We start from the raw sequence: 18,672 nt of genomic DNA, 5'->3' as shown, positions 1-18,672 counted from the left end.
TTTAGTAAGTTTAAGCTAAAATCATAAATCTTTTTAAATCAAACAGTTCAAGATTCTTTATGATGGACTTTCCTGATCGATTCGATGTCATTGTGGTGGGTGGTGGGCATGCCGGCACCGAGGCTGCGCTGGCGGCTGCCCGTATGGGTCAAAAAACCCTCTTGTTGAGCCACAACATTGAAACTCTGGGGCAAATGTCCTGTAACCCTTCTATTGGTGGCATAGGCAAGGGTCATCTGGTCAAAGAGGTTGATGCCCTCGGTGGCGCCATGGCGGCGGCCACTGATGAGGGAGGTATCCAGTTTCGTATCTTGAATTCTAGCAAAGGCCCGGCTGTGCGTGCCACGCGTGCGCAAGCCGATCGCATTTTGTACAAGGCGGCCATTCGACGCCGTCTGGAGAACCAGCAAAATTTGTGGCTGTTTCAGCAGGCTGTAGACGATATCATTCTTGAGAATCATCGCGCTGCGGGAGTGGTAACGCAGATTGGTTTGCGTTTCTATGCAAGGTCGGTGGTGCTCACTGCAGGGACATTTTTGGGTGGCTTGGTGCATGTGGGTTTGCAAAGTTATAGCGCCGGGCGCGCCGGAGACCCGCCCGCAATCTCCCTGGCGGATAGACTGAGAGAAATTGGTCTTCCGGCCGGCCGGCTAAAAACTGGAACACCACCACGTATTGATGGTAGAACCATTGATTACAGTGTGATGACTGAGCAGCCTGGTGATACACCAGTGCCGGTGTTCTCCTTTTTGGGTAATATAGCCCAGCATCCGCAACAGTTACCTTGCTGGATTACGCATACCAATCAGCAGACGCATGACATTATCCGCAGTGGATTGGACCGTTCGCCGATGTACACGGGTGTGATTGAAGGTGTGGGCCCGCGTTATTGCCCCTCTGTTGAAGACAAAATTCATCGCTTTGCCGACAAAGAGTCGCATCAGGTATTTCTTGAGCCTGAGGGGTTGACCACCCATGAGATTTATCCGAACGGCATTTCCACCAGTTTGCCTTTTGATATTCAGTTATCGTTGGTGCGTTCGATTCGCGGGCTGGAGCAAGCGCATATCTTGCGCCCCGGATATGCCATTGAATACGACTATTACGATCCAAGAGGATTAAAGTCGACTCTCGAAACCAAGGCTGTGCAAGGCTTGTTTTTTGCCGGACAGATCAATGGGACAACCGGCTACGAAGAGGCGGCAGCACAGGGGTTGTTAGCGGGTGCAAATGCCGCACTTTATGCGCAGGATAAAGACGGTTGGTGCCCCTCCCGTGAACAAGCCTATTTGGGTGTGTTGGTGGATGATTTGATTACAACGGGGGTGAATGAGCCATACCGGATGTTTACTAGTCGTGCAGAGTACCGTTTGCAGTTGCGTGAAGATAATGCAGATATGCGCTTGACCGAAGTCGGTCGTCAACTGGGGTTGGTTGATGATGTGCGCTGGGCGGCCTTCTGTAAAAAACAGGAAGCGATCACGCGTGAGCAAGCAAGATTGAAGCGCACGTTTTTACAGCCTGACCAAGGTCAACCCCTGGGCAATAGCCAAAATAAAATTGTTTCACGTGAAACACAAACGTTAGTTTTTGGTAAAGCTTTGGAGCATGAGTATTCGTTGTTTGAATTATTACGGCGTCCAGAAGTGAGTTATCAATCATTGCTGGAGATTGTTCCCTCTTCTGAAGTGTTGGCCGAAGATGTGATGGAGCAAGTAGAAATTGCTGCCAAGTATCAAGGCTATATTGATCGCCAAAATGAGGAAATTTCACGCCAAAAAAATAGTGAGCACGTCAAGTTGGGCGATGCTATCGATTATAATGATGTGCATGGCTTGAGTATTGAAGCGAGGCAAAAACTGCTAGCACAGAAACCGGAAACAATTGGCCAAGCCAGTCGCATCCAGGGGATTACCCCTGCCACGATTTCTTTGTTGATGGTTTATCTCAAGCGTAAACAGAAAAAGCAGAGCCAGTCTGGCGATATTGCAGCAGCATGATGGACTTGGCTTCAAAGTTAGCGGCCGGTGTCGAGGTGCTCGGTTTGCAGGCGATGGTTACGCCTGAAATGCAGCAGAAGTGTCTCGCTTATATGGCGCTTATGCAAAAGTGGAACAAGGTCTATAACCTGACTGCGGTCCGTGATTCAGAAGAGATGCTGGTGCTACATGTGCTGGATAGTTTGAGCGTTCTGCCTTTTGTAGAGGCCGGTAATGTGCTGGACGTAGGCAGTGGTGGAGGCTTGCCGGGGTTGATAATCGCAATTACGCGTCCCGAGGTCGAAGTCACCACGATTGATACTGTACAAAAAAAAGCTATCTTTATGCGGCAGGTCAAGGCTGAGCTGGGATTGTCGAACGCGCAAGTGGTGCATGGCCGGGTTGAAGCGTATGCGCCCCCTACTCGCTTTTCACAAGTGATCTCTAGAGCCTTTTCCGATATTGCTTTGTTTAAGCAGTTGACTGCACATCTAATTGCGCCACAGGGGCGATGGTTAGCCATGAAGGGAGTGGTGCCAAGCGATGAGTTGGCGCAGGCAAAGGTCATCCCCAAAGAAGTGATCCGTCTTCATGTGCCCTACTTGCAGGCCGAAAGACATTTAATCGTGTTTGAGAATACATAATGAAAATAATTGCCATCACCAACCAAAAAGGGGGCGTCGGTAAAACCACCACTTGCGTCAATCTGGCTGCCAGTTTGGCCGAGCACGGAAAAAAAGTCTTGTTAGTCGATCTGGATCCGCAGGGTAATGCCAGTACTGGCAGTGGCATTGATAAATCACATTTAAAAGACAGTATTTATCAGGTGTTGATTGGTAACAAGACACTGCAGGAGGTGGTGATACATGCTGAAGCTGCTAAGTATGATGTGGCGGCTTCTAATCGCGACCTTGCTGGGGCCGAAGTAGAGTTGGTCAATGAAATGGCGCGTGAAACGCGGTTGAAAAATGCAATTCTCAAGTTGGGTGATGATCGCTACGATTTTGTCTTGCTGGACTGTCCGCCTTCATTAAATCTGGTGACCGTTAACGCATTAACTGCAGCACACTCAGTCATGATCCCGATGCAATGTGAGTATTATGCACTGGAAGGCTTGTCTGATCTGGTCAATACTGTCAAGAAAGTGCGCGCTCACTTAAATCCTGTTCTGGAGATAGAGGGTTTGCTGCGTACCATGTTTGATAACCGCAATATGCTGGCACAGCAAGTGTCAGCCCAGCTGGTGAATCACTTTGGCAAAAAGGTGTATCAAACCATTATTCCGCGCAATGTCAGACTGGCTGAGGCGCCCAGTTACGGCATGCCTGTTTTGCTGTATGACCGTTCTTCCAAGGGTGCGCAGGCTTATCTTGAGTTGGCGCAAGAAATCATTCAAAAAAATTAATTATTCATCCTTTTCATTTCAGACATACATTTATAAGGAAGTAGCAGCATGGTGAAGCCCAAGGGACTCGGTCGCGGACTCGACGCATTGTTATCAGGGGATGCGGAAACAATTGCCCAGTCAGACATGTTGCGCACATTGCCTGTAGGGCAGTTGCAGCCAGGCAAATATCAGCCGCGTTCCTATATGAACGAGGAAGCCCTGCAAACATTGGCTGACTCAATCGCGGCACAAGGCATTATGCAGCCGATTCTGGTACGTGAAATTGCCCCGGAAAAATTTGAGATTATTGCCGGTGAACGTCGCTGGCGTGCTTCGCAAAAGGCGGGCCTGACCGAAGTGCCCGTGCTGGTGCGGGAAATTGCCGACGAAGCCGCACTGGCGATGGCGCTGATTGAAAATATTCAGCGTGAAAACCTGAATCCACTCGAAGAGGCCATGGGCATTAAGCGCCTGATTGACGAATTTGAGATGACGCACGAAAAAGCGGCACAAGCCGTGGGTCGCTCGAGAGTGGCGGTGTCCAACTTGTTGCGCCTGCTGACACTGACCCCTATGGTGCAGGATATGTTGCTGGATAACCAGATTGACATGGGCCATGCGCGTGCGTTGGTGGGGATAGAGCCGGCCCAGCAAATCTTGTTGGCAAACAAGGTGGTTCAGGATGGCTTATCTGTGCGTGAAGTGGAGCGCATGATTCAATCGGAGCCGGCGAGTGGCAAAAAAGCCAAGCCTGCCGTGCATCCAGATGTGGCGACTCTGCAAAACCAACTCAGTGAGCAGTTGGGGGCTGAGGTCAGTATTAGCAGTAAGGCGAACGGCGCGGGTGTCTTGAAACTGAGTTTTGCAAATCTGGATCAGCTTGATGATTGGATAGCGAAACTGACCGACAATCACCTAAAATCGTAAGCAAAATGACGTAGCCAACCTGCAGGCCTCGATTTTTCCAGCTCATTCAGGCAGTTATGGCTAGTTTGGTGCTTGACTTCGTCGGGTGAATAATTCAAAATCTCGCGTCTTTGTAGTATTTTGTCTTGAATTTTTGCGGGCTAACCCCATGAGTGGTCTCGAAACCCAAGCGGCTGGCATGTCGCTTTACCGTAACATGCTGCGCTGGCAACTCATGGCGACAGCGGCAGTGACCATAGCAGCATTTGCATTGGCAGGGATCAATGCAGCATTATCAGCCTTGATGGGCGGCATTTCCGTTGTGATCGGTGCCTGGTTTGCTGCAAGAATTGCAGCCAAAGGTCAGCTGAAAACAGATCCCACGGCGGTATTACTCAATTTACTCAAGGCAGAAGCAGTAAAAATATTAATCATCGCGATTATCCTGTTTGTGGTTTTCAAGCTGTTTCATGCATTGGTGCCTTTTGCATTGATTGCAGGCTTGGCAGCCGCTGCGCTTTTTTCTGGCGCTGCGCTCGCAAAATCACAAGCAAATGTGTAGACCAGTTAACTTAAAAATAGTTTGAACATATGACAACCGAACACGCACAACACGCAGAACTGACTCCTTCTGAATATATCGCGCACCACCTGAGCTTTAATGCACAAGGTGTGAATGGCAATGCCACCTCTGAAGGCTTTTGGGTATTGCACTATGACACCCTGCTGACTTCAGTCGTGCTGGGTTTGCTGGTAATGGGGCTGATCTGGTGGGTGGCACGCGGAGCGACCGCTGGCGTACCGACTAAGCGTCAGGCGTTTGTTGAGTTGTTATTCGGTTTTGTCGATGACCAGGTTAAAAACATTTTCCACGGTAACCGTCATTCCTTTATTGCGCCGGCTGCACTGACCGTGTTTGTTTGGGTGCTGGTCATGAACGCGATGGACTTCCTGCCGGTAGACCACGTAGCAAATGTGGCATCAGCAATTGGTGGCGAGCATACCAAATGGCGTATCGTCCCGACTTCTGACATTAACACCACGTTTGCTTTGGCATTGGCGGTGTGGTTCCTGATGATTTTCTTCTCTATCAAAGCCAAAGGCCTGGGTGGCTGGATTCACGAATTGTTCTGTGCGCCATTTGGTAGCAATCCTTTGGTATGGCCTGCCAACTTCTTGTTTAACCTGATTGAATACGTTTCAAAACCACTTTCTCACTCATTGCGTCTGTTCGGTAACATGTACGCTGGTGAAATCATCTTCTTGCTGTTGGGTATGTGGGCTGCCACTGGCCTGACGGGTACCGTTGCCGGTGCTGTACTGGGTGCTGGATGGTCTATCTTCCACATCCTGATTGTGGCCTTGCAAGCGTTTATTTTCATGATGTTGACTGTGGTCTATCTGGCCATGGCGCATGAATCACACTAGTTTTAACTTTGTCGTTGTTTTAATTCTTTATAAGAGAGGGTATTAAATGGAAGCATTAGCATTGATTCAAGCCTACACAGGCGTTGGTATTGGTTTGATCATTGGTTTGGGTGCCGCTGGCGCTTGTATCGGTATTGGTATCATGTGTGCAAGTTTCCTGGAAGGCGCTGCTCGTCAACCAGAAATGATCCCTGCCCTGCAAGGTAAAGTATTCTTGCTGTTGGGTTTGATCGACGCTTCTTTCATTATCGGTGTTGGTCTGGCAATGATGTTTGCATTCGCAAACCCATTGTTGAGCGTTGTTGCCAAGTAATTTTTACTCGGTAATCACCGCCCGGTAGGGTTTAAGTAGTGACTTAAACCTTTCAACCAATCAGTATGATGGATCCAACATGAATATTAATTTCACACTCATCGCGCAAGCTATCGCATTTGCAGTGTTGATCTGGTTCACAGTGAAATTCGTTTGGCCGCCGCTATTAAAAGCGATCGAAACACGCCAAAAGGAAATCGCAGATGGTTTGGCTGCTGCCCAAGAGGGCAAGAGTGCCCTGGAAGTGGCTGCCAAAAAATCTGAAGCAACATTGAACGAGGCCAAACAAAAAGCAAGTGAGATCATTGGGCAAGCCGAAAAACGCGCCGCTCAAATCATTGATGAAGCCAAAGCAAACGCCAAGGCTGAAGGTGATCGCATTATTGCCGGTGCCAAAGCTGAAATCGATCAGGAAGTGAACCGTGCCAAAGAGGGTCTGCGTGCACAGGTTTCAACACTGGCTGTGGCTGGTGCAGAAAAAATCCTGCGCAAAGAGATTGATGCCAAAGCACATAGCGAAATGTTGTCTAAACTCGCTGCGGAACTATAAGGTTAAAGGGATAAAACATGGCTGAACTCTCAACCATTGCAAGGCCTTATGCTGTCGCTGCCTACAAGTTGGGCAAAGAGAAAAATGCATTGGCAACATGGTCTGATATGTTGGCATTGGCAGCCGGAGTGGCTTCTAATGACCAAATGAAAACCCTGATTGATAACCCCAAACTGAATGCTGCAGATGTTGAAGGCGCATTCCTCAAAGTCTGTGGCGACAATCTTAACGAGCATGGTCAAAATTTGATCAAGACTTTGGTTGAATATGGCCGTTTATCCTTATTGCCTGCCATTGCTGAAGCCTTTGAGGCTTTAAAAGCGCAAGATGAAGGCACCTTGGACGCACAAATCATTGCCGCTGCCAAAATCACGGCAACGCAAACCAAAGATTTGGTCAAGCGTCTGGAAGCCAAGTTCGGCAAGAAAATTGAAGCAAGCGTTTCCGTTGATCCGGAAATCATCGGCGGCATCAAAATTATTGTTGGCGACACCGTTATCGACGCGTCTGTCCAAGGTCAGTTACAAAATTTAGCCTATACGCTCACAGCATAAGGCATAGGAGAATTAAATGCAGTTATCTACATCAGAGATTAGCGAGCTTATTAAGAGCCGTTTGGAAAACTTCTCTACCGCCGCAGAAGCACGTACCCAGGGTACTGTGATTTCTGTGACAGACGGCATTGTGCGCATTCACGGCCTGTCTAACGTCATGGCTGGTGAGATGATCGAGTTTCCAGGCAACACATTCGGTCTGGCATTGAACCTGGAGCGTGACTCCGTGGGTGCCGTGGTGCTGGGTGAGTATGAACACATCACTGAAGGCGACGTCTGTAAATGTACAGGTCGTATTCTGGAAGTGCCAGTGGGCCCCGAGCTGATTGGCCGTGTGGTGAACGCGTTGGGTCAGCCGATTGATGGCAAGGGTCCAGTCAACACCAAGTTGACAGACAAAATTGAAAAAATCGCCCCAGGCGTGATTGCACGTAAATCCGTGTCACAGCCTGTACAAACTGGTTTGAAGTCTATTGACTCCATGGTGCCAGTGGGTCGTGGTCAGCGTGAATTGATCATTGGTGACCGCCAGACAGGTAAAACAGCGGTTGCTGTCGATGCGATCATTAACCAAAAAGGTCAGAACATGACCTGTATCTACGTTGCGATTGGCCAGAAAGCTTCTACCATTGCTAACGTGGTACGCAAACTTGAAGAGCACGGCGCGATGGCCTATACCATCGTGGTGGCGGCAACTGCTTCTGACTCGGCTGCCCTGCAATTCCTGGCACCCTATGCTGGTTGTACCATGGGTGAATACTTCCGTGACCGTGGTGAAGATGCATTGATTGTCTACGATGACTTGTCCAAACAAGCTGTGGCATACCGTCAGATTTCCCTGTTGCTGCGTCGTCCACCAGGCCGTGAAGCTTACCCAGGTGACGTGTTCTACATCCACTCCCGTCTGCTGGAGCGTGCTGCGCGCGTCAATGAAGAATATGTTGAAAAATTCACCAACGGTGAAGTTAAAGGCAAAACAGGTTCATTGACTGCCTTGCCAGTGATTGAAACACAAGCTGGTGACGTGTCTGCATTCGTTCCAACCAACGTGATTTCGATTACCGATGGTCAGATCTTCCTGGAAAGTGACCTGTTTAACGCTGGTGTCCGCCCTGCGATCAACGCCGGTATTTCCGTGTCTCGTGTGGGTGGTGCAGCGCAAACTAAAGTGATCAAAAAACTGGGCGGTGGTGTCCGTCTGGCTTTGGCGCAGTATCGTGAATTGGCTGCGTTTGCGCAGTTTGCTTCCGACTTGGACGAAGCGACCCGCAAACAGCTGGACCGCGGTCGTATGTTTACTGAGTTGATGAAGCAAGCTCAATACGCACCTTTGAGTGTGGCGAATATGGGTATCAGCCTGTTTGCTGCTAACAAAGGTTACTTTGATGATGTGCCAACCAACAAAGTCTTGGCCTTTGAAAACGCATTGCACGGTTTCCTGAGCTCCAAGTACAAAAATATCGTTGATACGATCGAATCCAGCAAGGATTTGAGCGGTGATAACGAAAAAGCACTGGAAGCAGCAATTCAGGACTTTAAAGCGACCAACGCTTATTAATCTCTGACACTTCGACTTAGGAAACGCATATGGCAGGAAGTAAAGAGATTAGAACCAAGATCAAGAGTGTAGAAAATACACGCAAGATCACCAAAGCGATGGAGATGGTGGCCGCCTCTAAAATGCGCAAGGCGCAGGATAGAATGCGTGCCTCCCGCCCTTATGCGGAAAAAATCCGCAACGTGGCGGCTCACCTTTCCTTTGCACAATCAGAGTATCGTCATCCGTTTTTGATTAAACGTGACGTGGTGAAAAATGTGGGTCTGATTGTCGTCAGCTCAGACAAAGGGTTGTGCGGTGGCTTGAATACCAACGTACTGCGCATGTCGGTGAACCAGATGAAAACCTGGGAAAGCGAAGGCAAAGGTATCAGCGTCAGCGCCATTGGTAACAAAGGCTATGGCTTCATGAGCCGGGTGGGCGCACAAGTGAAATCCCACATCACCGGTTTGGGCGATACTCCGCATCTGGAAAAACTCATCGGCACCATCAAGGTGATGCTGGATGCGTACATTGCCGGTGAAATTGATCAGCTTTACATCTGCTATACCAAATTCATCAATACCATGAAGCAAGTGCCAACCATGCAACAATTGTTGCCTTTGACTGGCGAGCAACTGGGCAGTCCTAATGGTCATTGGGATTACATCTATGAGCCAGAAGCAAAACCGGTCGTAGATGAATTGATGATGCGTTACATTGAGTCATTGATTTATAACGCAGTGGCTGAAAACATGGCGTCTGAGCAATCTGCCCGTATGGTAGCGATGAAATCAGCCTCGGATAACGCTAAGAGCGTGATTGGTGAACTGAAACTGGTCTACAACAAGGCGCGTCAGGCTGCCATTACCAAAGAGATTTCTGAAATCGTCGGCGGTGCAGCTGCGGTTTCGTCCTAAGGGTGCGTTTTAGGGCAGCAAGTTTAAGAATTCAATTAGATCTGACTCATACAGTTAGGAAAAGAAAATGGCAAAGGCAAATCAAGCAGTAACAGGTAAAGTAGTGCAGTGTATCGGCGCTGTGGTTGACGTGGAGTTTCCACGCGATCAGATGCCTAAAGTATTCGATGCATTGATTATTGATGACAAAGATTCCAAAGCTGAGACTGGCTTGACTTTGGAAGTGCAACAGCAATTGGGCGACGGTATTGTACGTACCATCGCCATGGGTTCCTCCGATGGTTTGGCACGTGGCACTGCGTTCAAAAACACAGGTGCAGCAATCTCTGTCCCAGTCGGTGAAGGCACATTGGGCCGTATCATGGACGTATTGGGCCGCCCAATCGACGAAGTCGGTCCTATCGACTCACAAGAATTCCGTTCTATCCACCAGAAAGCGCCAGCGTTTGAAGAGCTGTCTCCTTCGGTTGACCTGCTCGAAACAGGCATCAAGGTGATTGACCTGGTTTGCCCGTTTGCTAAAGGCGGTAAAGTGGGTCTGTTCGGTGGTGCGGGTGTAGGTAAAACCGTGAACATGCTGGAACTGATTAACAACATTGCTAAACAGCACTCCGGTTTGTCCGTATTTGCCGGTGTAGGTGAGCGTACCCGTGAAGGTAACGACTTCTACCACGAGATGGCAGAAGCTGGCGTGATCAAGCTGGACAACATGAAAGAGTCCAAAGTGGCGATGGTGTTCGGTCAGATGAACGAGCCTCCTGGTAACCGTCTGCGCGTCGCGTTGTCCGGTTTGACCATGGCTGAAAAATTCCGTGACGAAGGCCGTGACGTGTTGTTCTTCGTAGATAACATTTACCGTTACACACTGGCCGGTACTGAAGTATCTGCGTTGCTGGGCCGTATGCCATCTGCCGTAGGTTACCAACCTACCCTGGCTGATGAAATGGGCCGTCTGCAAGAGCGTATTACTTCAACCAAAGTCGGTTCTATTACATCTATCCAGGCCGTTTATGTACCTGCGGATGACTTGACTGACCCATCCCCAGCAACCACATTCCAGCATTTGGACTCCACCGTGGTTCTGTCACGAGATATTGCTTCATTGGGTATTTACCCAGCGGTTGACCCACTGGATTCAACTTCACGTCAGCTGGATCCACAAATTGTGGGTGAAGAGCACTATTCCGTTGCACGTGCGGTGCAGTCTACACTGCAACGTTATAAAGAGCTGCGCGACATTATTGCGATTCTGGGCATGGACGAGCTGTCACCTGAAGATAAACTGGTGGTTGGCCGTGCACGTAAGATCCAACGTTTCTTGTCACAGCCTTTCCACGTGGCAGAAGTGTTTACCGGTGCGCCGGGTAAATATGTACCACTGAAAGAAACCATTAAAGGCTTTAAAGCGATTGTAAATGGTGAGTATGACCACTTGCCAGAACAAGCCTTCTACATGGTAGGTGGCATTGAAGAGGCTGTTGAAAAGGCTAAAACACTGAACTAATAGATATGACTACAGGCAGATGGGTGCCATCTGCCTGTTTATTTCAGTGATATAGAAAAGAGAACATTATGGCAAATACAGTGCATGTCGATGTGGTGAGTGCCGAAGAGTCTATCTTCTCCGGTGAAGCCGAATTTGTCGTGGCCCCCGCAGGTGCAGGTGAAGTGGGTATTTACCCAAATCACGCACCAATGATTACCACGATCAAGCCCGGTGCATTGCGTATCAAGCAATCTGCAGAACAGGAAGAAACCCTGATCTTTATTTCTGGCGGCATGCTGGAAGTGCAACCAGGCATGATTACCGTACTGGCGGATACAGCCATTCGCGGGCAGGATCTGGACGAAGCCAAGGCTATTGCAGCTAAGGAAGCGGCCGAAGAAGCATTGAAAAACCGTTCTTCCGAGATTGACTATGCCGCAGCGCAAGCTGAGTTGGCAGAGGCTGTTGCACAAATCCAGGCAATTCAGAAATTGCGTAAATCAGTCCACTAGTTGTTGCATTAGCGTTTAACATTAAATTTAATGCAGACAATGACAAATGAGGCGGCTTTCAAGCCGCCTTTTTTGTTTCTGAGATAAAATAATCGCATGACTGATTTGAATATTGTAATTCTGGCGGCAGGCAAAGGCACCCGTATGCGCTCAGATCTGCCTAAGGTACTGCATGCCATTGGCGGCACACCGATACTGCATCATGTGATCAACGCCGCACGCAAACTCAATCCTCAAAAAATCATTGTGGTCTATGGTTTTGGGGGTGAACAGGTCCAGCAACAAACCCCGGGCGAGGATTTGGTGTGGGTTTTACAAGCCGAGCAACTGGGGACCGGACATGCCGTTCAGCAAGCCCTCCCCCATCTGCCTGCGCAAGGAAAAACACTGATTCTGCTTGGCGATGTGCCGCTGGTCGATGTTGAGGCCTGTCGCGACATGCTGTCACAGGCAGATGCACATCTGGTTGTGCAAACGTTTATCAAGGATGATCCGACCGGTTATGGCCGTATCGTGCGCAATGCACAAAATCAGGTTGTGGCCATTGTTGAGCATAAGGATGCCAGTGAAGCACAACGAGCCCTTCAGGAAGTGAATACCGGCATTATGGCCATGCCTAATGCAGCACTGAAGCATTGGCTGGCTCAACTGCAAAACAACAATGCGCAGCAAGAGTATTATCTGACAGATATCATTGCAATGTCTGTGAGCGAAGGACGGGCGGTACTACCACATGTGGTCGCCGATGCCTGGTCTGTTACCGGCATCAATTCCAAGCTGGATTTACAACAGATGGAGCGTGAATATCAACACAGACACGCTCTCAACTTGATGACGCAAGGCGTCACCCTCATGGATGCGCAGCGAATTGATATTCGAGGTCACCTGAACTGCGGCCGTGATGTGCGTATAGATGTGAATTGTGTCTTTGAAGGGGAAGTCACCTTGGAAGACGGTGTTGATGTCGGTCCAAATTGTGTGATCAAAAATGCCGTGATTGCACGCAATACCACATTAGCTGCATTTACCCATATAGAAGAGGCCAGGATCGGCCAGAATAGTAAAGTCGGCCCATTTGCGCGTTTGCGACCAGGCACGCACTTGGCTGCCGAGACCCATGTGGGTAACTTCGTCGAAATTAAAAATGCCAGCGTTGGCCTGGGTAGCAAGGTCAACCACTTGAGTTATGTGGGGGACGCCACTGTCGGGGCAAACGTCAATATTGGTGCGGGGACGATTACTTGCAATTATGATGGGGCGAATAAGCATCAGACTGTGATAGAAGATGATGTGTTTGTGGGCTCTGACAGTCAATTGGTCGCCCCTGTGACCATAGGCAAAGGGGCGACGATTGCCGCAGGCTCCACCATCACTAAAGATGTGCCGGCAGAGACATTAACGCTCTGTCGTGCACGTGAGCAACGTTCAATTCAAGGATGGAAACGTCCGCAAAAGGTGAAAAAATAAACATATGTGTGGCATTGTCGGTGCAGTTTCAAACCGTAATATTGTTCCCTTGTTGATTGAAGGCCTTAGCCGGCTGGAATATCGCGGCTATGACTCAGCGGGGATTGCTGTACTCAACCAGTCCATCGTACGTGTGCGTGCGGTCGGCCGCGTCTCTGAATTAGAGCGCAAAGCTCAGGGCTTAACCAGCCAGATCGGCATAGGCCACACGCGATGGGCCACGCACGGTGGCGTCACCGAACAAAATGCACACCCGCATGTTTCGCCTACGCAAGAGCAGGCTGAAATCGCCGTGGTACATAACGGCATTATCGAAAACCACGATGAACAGCGTGACCGTTTACAAGCCTTGGGTTATCACTTTACTTCACAAACTGATACCGAAGTGATTGCCCATCTGGTGCATTATTATTACCAGCAGAGCAAAGACCTGCTGGTGGCTGTCAGACAAGCGATCAGTGAGCTGACCGGGGCGTATGCGATCAGTGTGATCGCCCTGGCCCAGCCACAAACCATGATTGTTGCCCGCTTGGGCTGCCCACTGTTGATTGGCTATGGAGAAGGCGAAAATTTCGTTGCTTCCGATGTGTCTGCGGTGCTGTCAGCCACGCGTAAAGTGGTTTATCTGGAAGATGGCGATGTCGCCACCTTGCAAACTGATCGCGTGACGATTATCGATAAGCAAGGTGAAACCGTGCAGCGCAAAGTGCACATGAGTGATGTCTCTCTGGCCTCATTGGAATTGGGCCCATATAGCCATTTCATGCAAAAAGAGATTCATGAGCAACCACGCGCGATTAGCGATACCATTGAGGCGCTTATTGATGATGGCGCTTTCAGGTGTGAATTGTTTGGTGCGACAGCAGCTGACATTTTCAAACAGATTGATAGCGTATTGATTTTAGCGGCGGGGACCAGCTATTACGCGGGCATGACCGCCAAATACTGGCTGGAAAGCATCGCAAAAATTCCAACCTCAGTCGAAATCGCCAGCGAATACCGGTATCGTGATTCGGTGCCTAATCCCAAGCAGCTGATCGTCACCATTTCGCAATCCGGTGAAACGTTGGATACGATGGAAGCGCTCAAACATGCCCAAAAACTGGGGCATCCTTTCAGTCTTGCCATCTGCAACGTGCAAGAAAGCGCCATCCCACGGGCATCATCCCTGATTTACTACACACGTGCTGGTGCAGAAATCGGTGTGGCCAGTACCAAGGCGTTTACCACGCAATTGATTGCATTGTTTGTCCTGTCCGTTACCTTGAGCAAAGTGCGCGGTCTCTTGACCGATGCGCAAGAGCAACAATACCTGGCCGAGCTGCGCCAACTGACTGGTAGCGTGCAAATTGCGCTGAATCTGGAGCCGCAGATTCGCGAATGGGCCCATCGCTTTGGCGATAAGGAACATGCCTTGTTCCTCGGTCGTGGTATCCATTTCCCGATTGCGATGGAAGGCGCGCTCAAGCTTAAAGAGATTTCCTACATCCATGCCGAAGCCTATCCTGCCGGTGAGTTAAAACATGGCCCCTTGGCGCTGGTTGATAGCAACATGCCTGTGGTGGTGATTGCCCCAAATGATGCTTTACTTGAAAAGGTCAAGTCCAACATGCAGGAAGTCCGGGCGCGCGGTGGTGAGTTGTTTGTGTTTGCGGATGCAGATAGCCACTTTCATGCGTCTGAAGGCGTACAGGTCATCCGCACGCCGCGCCATGTCGGCGCGCTCTCCCCGGTGTTGCATGTGATTCCGGTGCAGCTGCTGGCGTATCACGCCGCCTTGTTTAAAGGCACCGATGTAGACAAACCACGTAACCTGGCCAAGAGTGTGACCGTCGAATAATCATAAACCCCAGAAAAGCCCCGAGATTCGGGGCTTTTTTTTCAATACAAAATGGCGATGACTGCCATAAACTGGTAATCGGTGCTAATCAGGAATGCAGTCATGACCACGTCACAACACAGTATTATCGGTCGCCAGCCGGTTGTTAATGATCAACAACAAATCATAGGCTACGAGTTTTTCTTCCGTAATGAGACGGATGGCAGCAACACGCCATTTGAGGAAGATATTCAAACCTGCGCGCGTATCCTGAATACCACCATGGACGAAATGCATGAGAGCTGGTTACTCGGCCAGCAGCTGGCATTCATCAACGTCGATCATGTCATGCTCAATAGCGTGTTTCTCGAATTGATGCCGGCTGAAAAAACCGTGCTCGAAGTGGTGCATCACCTTCAGGTCACCCCAGAAATCCTGGCACGTTGCCAGGAGTTGAAACAACTAAAATTCCGTATCGCATTGGATAATCCGCAACACTATCCGCATTTGGAAGCCTTGTTGCCTTATGCCGACTTTATCAAGATCGATATGCGCAATGTGGACATTGCACAAGCTAAACAATGGTTAAAAAAATACCAGCACGATCAATGTTCCCTCATTGCAGAAAAGGTGGAGGAAAATAACCAGTTTCAGGACCTGCTGGATGCGGGTTACCACCAGTTCCAAGGCTATTTTTATGCCAAGCCAGAAAATATCAGCAGCAAGGTCATTAATCCAAGCTTTGATGGCGTGTTGCATTTGTTGAACCTGGTCAGCCAGGAGGCAGAAAACAAGGACATCGAAAATGGGTTTAAACGTGATACCACGCTGAGTTATAAACTGCTGCGCTATATCAACTCTGTGGGCTTTGGCTTGTCATGCGAAGTGCAATCCATCGGTCATGCTTTGACCATCTTGGGTCGCAACCAGCTTTATCGCTGGCTGACTTTACTTATGGTCACGGCGGGAAACAACAGCAGCTCCCCTGCCCTGATGAAAACCTCAATTACACGTGGCCGCTTGACCGAGTTATTGGGCGAACCGTTTTTTGAAAAGCGCGACCGTGACAATCTGTTTGTGGTGGGCGTATTTTCGCTGCTGGATGTGATGCTTAAAGTGCCGATGGAAAATATCCTCGAAAAACTACAATTACCTGAGACGATCGTCGATGCACTGGTTGAGCGCCAGGGTATTTTTGGCCCTTTCCTCAAGCTCACCGAAGCTTGCGAAGATGCCAACAATGAAGAAATTTTAGAGATGGCTGCCATGCTGCAACTCAAGCCGGAAAAAGTAAATCAGTGCCATATGGAGGCCCTGGCCTGGACCGAGGCTCTGGGAATATAAATCAATACCTGACCCTCTTGAAAAGATAAAGCGCATACCCATTTACACGATACAGATGCTTGCAGTTTGAGGTCTGTGAATCATGTTAATCGCTTATTTTTGAAAGGATCAACGTATGCGTAGTTATGACTTAACCCCCTTCTACAGAACCGCAATTGGCTTTGACCGTTTGGCTAAAATGCTCAACGAAAGCCAGCGCAGTGAAAACGAAATCAGCTATCCACCTTACAACATCGAACTGGTAGACGAAAACGCCTACAAAATCGTGATGGCAGTGGCTGGCTTCCAGCAAGATGAGCTGGAGATTGAAACTGAACACCAGGCTTTGCGCGTGACTGGCCGCAAAGCCAAAAAAGAACAGGAAACCACCTATTTGCACCGGGGTATTGCCACCCGGGACTTTGAGCACAAGTTCCAGTTGGCCGATCATGTGAAAGTGACCGGGGCACAGCTCGAAAATGGCTTGTTGACGATTGCTTTGGTGCGTGAGATTCCTGAGGCACTCAAGCCACGCAAAATTGAAATTGGCACCGCAGTCCCAAATGCAAGCGCTACCTTGATCGAGCAAAAAGCAGCTTAACCAGAGGGTATAAAAAAGGGCCAGTTGGCCCTTTTTTCATATTTAGCTGCAGAATAGAAATCTGTTTAGTCGCTGAGCAAAGGCATCCAGTCAACCGGCTTGCATGCGCATGTCACTGTCCGCCAGCCACGCTCATCCGCGGTTATCTAACGCTAAAGAATTCCTTGTTTATCCTCGCTCTGCGTTAAAATAGCCGCTTCCAACCATACTCTGGATGTAATACAAATGGCGCAATATGTGATGTCCATGCTCCGCGTGAGCAAAATCGTGCCGCCCAAACGGCAAATCATCAAAAATATTTCCCTTTCATTTTTCCCGGGCGCAAAAATTGGCTTGCTGGGCTTAAACGGCTCAGGCAAGTCGACCGTGCTGCGCATCATGGCGGGCGCGGATAAAGAGTTTGAAGGCGAAGTGCAATGGCAGCCGAATATTTCGATTGGCTATCTGCCACAAGAGCCACAGCTGGATGCTGATAAAACCGTGCGTCAGGAGGTCGAAGCCGGCTTGGGCGCTATCATGGAAGCCAAGCAAAAGCTGGAAGAAATTTATGCCGCCTATGCTGAACCTGATGCCGATTTTGACAAACTGGCCGAAGAGCAGGCCAAGTACGAAAATATCCTGGCCGCCAGCGGCAGTGATGTCGAGCAGCAATTAGAGATTGCCGCCGATGCACTGCGCTTGCCACCCTGGGACGCAAAAATCGGCCCGTTGTCAGGCGGTGAAAAACGCCGCGTGGCCTTGTGCAAATTGTTACTGTCAAAACCTGACATGCTGTTGCTGGACGAGCCGACCAACCATTTGGATGCGGAATCCGTCGAGTGGCTGGAACAGTTTCTGGTGCGCTTCCCCGGCACCGTGGTGGCTGTCACCCACGACCGCTACTTCCTGGATAATGCTGCTGAATGGATTCTGGAACTGGACCGCGGTGAGGGTATTCCATGGAAAGGCAACTACTCCAGCTGGCTGGAACAAAAAGAAGACCGCTTAGCGCTGGAGCAAAAACAGGAAGACGCCCACCGCAAAGCCATGAAGCAAGAGCTGGAATGGGTGCGCCAAGGGGCAAAAGCGCGTCAGAGCAAGAGCAAGGCGCGCTTGGCACGTTATGAAGAAATGTCCAGCGTCGAATACCAGCGCCGCAACGAGACGCAGGAAATCTTTATCCCGCCCGGTGACCGTCTTGGCAACCAGGTGATTGAGTTTAGCAACGTCTCCAAAGGCTTTGGGGATCGCTTGTTGATTGATAACCTCTCATTCACCATTCCGCCTGGCGCGATTGTTGGCGTGATCGGCCCCAACGGTGCCGGTAAGTCCACGCTGTTCCGCATGCTGCAAGGCAAGGAGCAGCCTGATAGTGGTGAAATCATCACCGGCCCAACGGTTAAACTGGCTGCAGTCGACCAGACCCGTGATGGCCTGGACAACGATAAAACCGTATTCGAAGCGATTTCTGGCGGGCTGGATGTGCTCAGCGTTGGTAAATTTGAAATGCCTAGCCGGGCTTATATTGGCCGCTTCAACTTCAAAGGTGGCGACCAGCAAAAAATCGTTGGTCAACTCTCGGGTGGTGAACGTGGTCGCTTGCATTTGGCCAAGACCCTGATTTCCGGGGCTAATGTCTTGCTGCTGGATGAACCCTCGAATGACCTTGATGTGGAAACCCTGCGAGCGCTCGAAGATGCCTTGCTTGAGTTTTCAGGTTGCGTACTGGTCACCTCGCACGACCGCTGGTTCCTGGACCGAATTGCCACACACATTCTGGCCGCCGAAGGCGACTCGCAATGGACGTTTTTCAACGGCAACTATCAGGAATACGAAGCCGACAAGAAAAAACGCCTGGGTGAAGAAGGTGCCAAACCCAAACGTATCCGCTATAAACCGATTACGCGATAA

General features: G+C 49.7%; 18 protein-coding genes. All 18 read left to right on the top strand.

From position 1 onward, the window contains the following. Positions 1-62 precede the first annotated feature (62 nt). The 18 genes from mnmG (at position 63) to ettA (ending at position 18,672) form a co-directional block, all read left to right on the top strand. Complete coding sequence (gene mnmG, locus ACT53G_RS10650; protein WP_476169475.1) at positions 63-2,000, top strand: tRNA uridine-5-carboxymethylaminomethyl(34) synthesis enzyme MnmG; 1,938 nt, start codon at positions 63-65, stop codon at positions 1,998-2,000. Further along, a complete protein-coding gene (gene rsmG / locus ACT53G_RS10645; RefSeq protein ID WP_476144799.1) occupies positions 2,000-2,623 on the top strand; it encodes a 16S rRNA (guanine(527)-N(7))-methyltransferase RsmG in 624 nt (207 codons plus the stop codon). The genes mnmG and rsmG overlap by 1 nt, the downstream gene beginning before the upstream one ends. Then, positions 2,623-3,384 (top strand): ParA family protein, encoded by a 762-nt coding sequence (locus tag ACT53G_RS10640; protein ID WP_228518953.1) that lies wholly within the window; start codon positions 2,623-2,625, stop codon positions 3,382-3,384. The genes rsmG and ACT53G_RS10640 overlap by 1 nt, the downstream gene beginning before the upstream one ends. A 48-nt stretch (positions 3,385-3,432) precedes the next feature. Continuing rightward, positions 3,433-4,293, top strand: a complete 861-nt coding sequence (locus tag ACT53G_RS10635; RefSeq protein ID WP_194749664.1) for a ParB/RepB/Spo0J family partition protein — start codon at positions 3,433-3,435, stop codon at positions 4,291-4,293. A gap of 148 nt (positions 4,294-4,441) precedes the next feature. Continuing rightward, complete coding sequence (locus tag ACT53G_RS10630; protein WP_194749665.1) at positions 4,442-4,834, top strand: ATP synthase subunit I; 393 nt, start codon at positions 4,442-4,444, stop codon at positions 4,832-4,834. Between the two features lie 29 nt (positions 4,835-4,863). Then, positions 4,864-5,700, top strand: a complete 837-nt coding sequence (gene atpB / locus ACT53G_RS10625) for a F0F1 ATP synthase subunit A (protein ID WP_124552423.1) — start codon at positions 4,864-4,866, stop codon at positions 5,698-5,700. A gap of 46 nt (positions 5,701-5,746) precedes the next feature. Beyond that, complete coding sequence (gene atpE / locus ACT53G_RS10620) at positions 5,747-6,013, top strand: F0F1 ATP synthase subunit C (RefSeq protein ID WP_018987204.1); 267 nt, start codon at positions 5,747-5,749, stop codon at positions 6,011-6,013. A 79-nt stretch (positions 6,014-6,092) separates the two neighbouring features. Further along, entirely contained in the window at positions 6,093-6,563 is a 471-nt protein-coding gene (locus tag ACT53G_RS10615) for a F0F1 ATP synthase subunit B (RefSeq protein WP_194749667.1), read from the top strand. A gap of 17 nt (positions 6,564-6,580) precedes the next feature. Beyond that, positions 6,581-7,117, top strand: a complete 537-nt coding sequence (locus ACT53G_RS10610) for a F0F1 ATP synthase subunit delta (RefSeq protein ID WP_194749668.1) — start codon at positions 6,581-6,583, stop codon at positions 7,115-7,117. Between the two features lie 16 nt (positions 7,118-7,133). Next, on the top strand, positions 7,134-8,675 hold the full coding sequence (gene atpA, locus ACT53G_RS10605) for a F0F1 ATP synthase subunit alpha (protein WP_194749669.1): 1,542 nt from the start codon (positions 7,134-7,136) through the stop codon (positions 8,673-8,675). 29 nt (positions 8,676-8,704) lie between these two features. Then, positions 8,705-9,574 (top strand): F0F1 ATP synthase subunit gamma, encoded by an 870-nt coding sequence (gene atpG / locus ACT53G_RS10600; protein WP_476169385.1) that lies wholly within the window; start codon positions 8,705-8,707, stop codon positions 9,572-9,574. A gap of 67 nt (positions 9,575-9,641) precedes the next feature. Next, a complete protein-coding gene (gene atpD / locus ACT53G_RS10595; RefSeq protein WP_194749671.1) occupies positions 9,642-11,078 on the top strand; it encodes a F0F1 ATP synthase subunit beta in 1,437 nt (478 codons plus the stop codon). 68 nt (positions 11,079-11,146) lie between these two features. Beyond that, positions 11,147-11,572: a F0F1 ATP synthase subunit epsilon gene (locus ACT53G_RS10590; protein ID WP_194749672.1), complete on the top strand. Its 426-nt coding sequence runs from the start codon at positions 11,147-11,149 to the stop codon at positions 11,570-11,572. A gap of 96 nt (positions 11,573-11,668) precedes the next feature. After that, a complete protein-coding gene (gene glmU, locus ACT53G_RS10585) occupies positions 11,669-13,039 on the top strand; it encodes a bifunctional UDP-N-acetylglucosamine diphosphorylase/glucosamine-1-phosphate N-acetyltransferase GlmU (RefSeq protein ID WP_476169384.1) in 1,371 nt (456 codons plus the stop codon). A 4-nt stretch (positions 13,040-13,043) separates the two neighbouring features. Continuing rightward, entirely contained in the window at positions 13,044-14,879 is a 1,836-nt protein-coding gene (gene glmS / locus ACT53G_RS10580) for a glutamine--fructose-6-phosphate transaminase (isomerizing) (protein WP_476144793.1), read from the top strand. Between the two features lie 102 nt (positions 14,880-14,981). Continuing rightward, the gene (locus ACT53G_RS10575; RefSeq protein WP_275357511.1) at positions 14,982-16,202 is read left to right on the top strand and encodes an EAL and HDOD domain-containing protein; all 1,221 of its coding nucleotides are present in this window, start codon (positions 14,982-14,984) and stop codon (positions 16,200-16,202) included. 115 nt (positions 16,203-16,317) lie between these two features. After that, positions 16,318-16,782, top strand: a complete 465-nt coding sequence (locus ACT53G_RS10570; protein ID WP_194749676.1) for an Hsp20 family protein — start codon at positions 16,318-16,320, stop codon at positions 16,780-16,782. Positions 16,783-17,007: 225 nt separating this feature from the next. Next, entirely contained in the window at positions 17,008-18,672 is a 1,665-nt protein-coding gene (ettA, locus tag ACT53G_RS10565) for an energy-dependent translational throttle protein EttA (protein ID WP_194749677.1), read from the top strand.

Source organism: Methylophilus sp. DMC18 (genome assembly GCF_056314005.1).
The sequence above is the reverse complement of the archived record's forward strand: the minus strand, read 5'-3'. Positions and strand labels throughout refer to the sequence as shown.

Bases quoted from the DNA above. Each gene is read 5' to 3' on its own strand.
- mnmG (WP_476169475.1), top strand. From the start codon at position 63: ATGGACTTTCCTGATCGATTCGATGTCATTGTGGTGGGTGGTGGGCAT.
- rsmG (WP_476144799.1), top strand. From the start codon at position 2,000: ATGGACTTGGCTTCAAAGTTAGCGGCCGGTGTCGAGGTGCTCGGTTTG.
- ACT53G_RS10640 (WP_228518953.1), top strand. From the start codon at position 2,623: ATGAAAATAATTGCCATCACCAACCAAAAAGGGGGCGTCGGTAAAACC.
- ACT53G_RS10635 (WP_194749664.1), top strand. From the start codon at position 3,433: ATGGTGAAGCCCAAGGGACTCGGTCGCGGACTCGACGCATTGTTATCA.
- ACT53G_RS10630 (WP_194749665.1), top strand. From the start codon at position 4,442: ATGAGTGGTCTCGAAACCCAAGCGGCTGGCATGTCGCTTTACCGTAAC.
- atpB (WP_124552423.1), top strand. From the start codon at position 4,864: ATGACAACCGAACACGCACAACACGCAGAACTGACTCCTTCTGAATAT.
- atpE (WP_018987204.1), top strand. From the start codon at position 5,747: ATGGAAGCATTAGCATTGATTCAAGCCTACACAGGCGTTGGTATTGGT.
- ACT53G_RS10615 (WP_194749667.1), top strand. From the start codon at position 6,093: ATGAATATTAATTTCACACTCATCGCGCAAGCTATCGCATTTGCAGTG.
- ACT53G_RS10610 (WP_194749668.1), top strand. From the start codon at position 6,581: ATGGCTGAACTCTCAACCATTGCAAGGCCTTATGCTGTCGCTGCCTAC.
- atpA (WP_194749669.1), top strand. From the start codon at position 7,134: ATGCAGTTATCTACATCAGAGATTAGCGAGCTTATTAAGAGCCGTTTG.
- atpG (WP_476169385.1), top strand. From the start codon at position 8,705: ATGGCAGGAAGTAAAGAGATTAGAACCAAGATCAAGAGTGTAGAAAAT.
- atpD (WP_194749671.1), top strand. From the start codon at position 9,642: ATGGCAAAGGCAAATCAAGCAGTAACAGGTAAAGTAGTGCAGTGTATC.
- ACT53G_RS10590 (WP_194749672.1), top strand. From the start codon at position 11,147: ATGGCAAATACAGTGCATGTCGATGTGGTGAGTGCCGAAGAGTCTATC.
- glmU (WP_476169384.1), top strand. From the start codon at position 11,669: ATGACTGATTTGAATATTGTAATTCTGGCGGCAGGCAAAGGCACCCGT.
- glmS (WP_476144793.1), top strand. From the start codon at position 13,044: ATGTGTGGCATTGTCGGTGCAGTTTCAAACCGTAATATTGTTCCCTTG.
- ACT53G_RS10575 (WP_275357511.1), top strand. From the start codon at position 14,982: ATGACCACGTCACAACACAGTATTATCGGTCGCCAGCCGGTTGTTAAT.
- ACT53G_RS10570 (WP_194749676.1), top strand. From the start codon at position 16,318: ATGCGTAGTTATGACTTAACCCCCTTCTACAGAACCGCAATTGGCTTT.
- ettA (WP_194749677.1), top strand. From the start codon at position 17,008: ATGGCGCAATATGTGATGTCCATGCTCCGCGTGAGCAAAATCGTGCCG.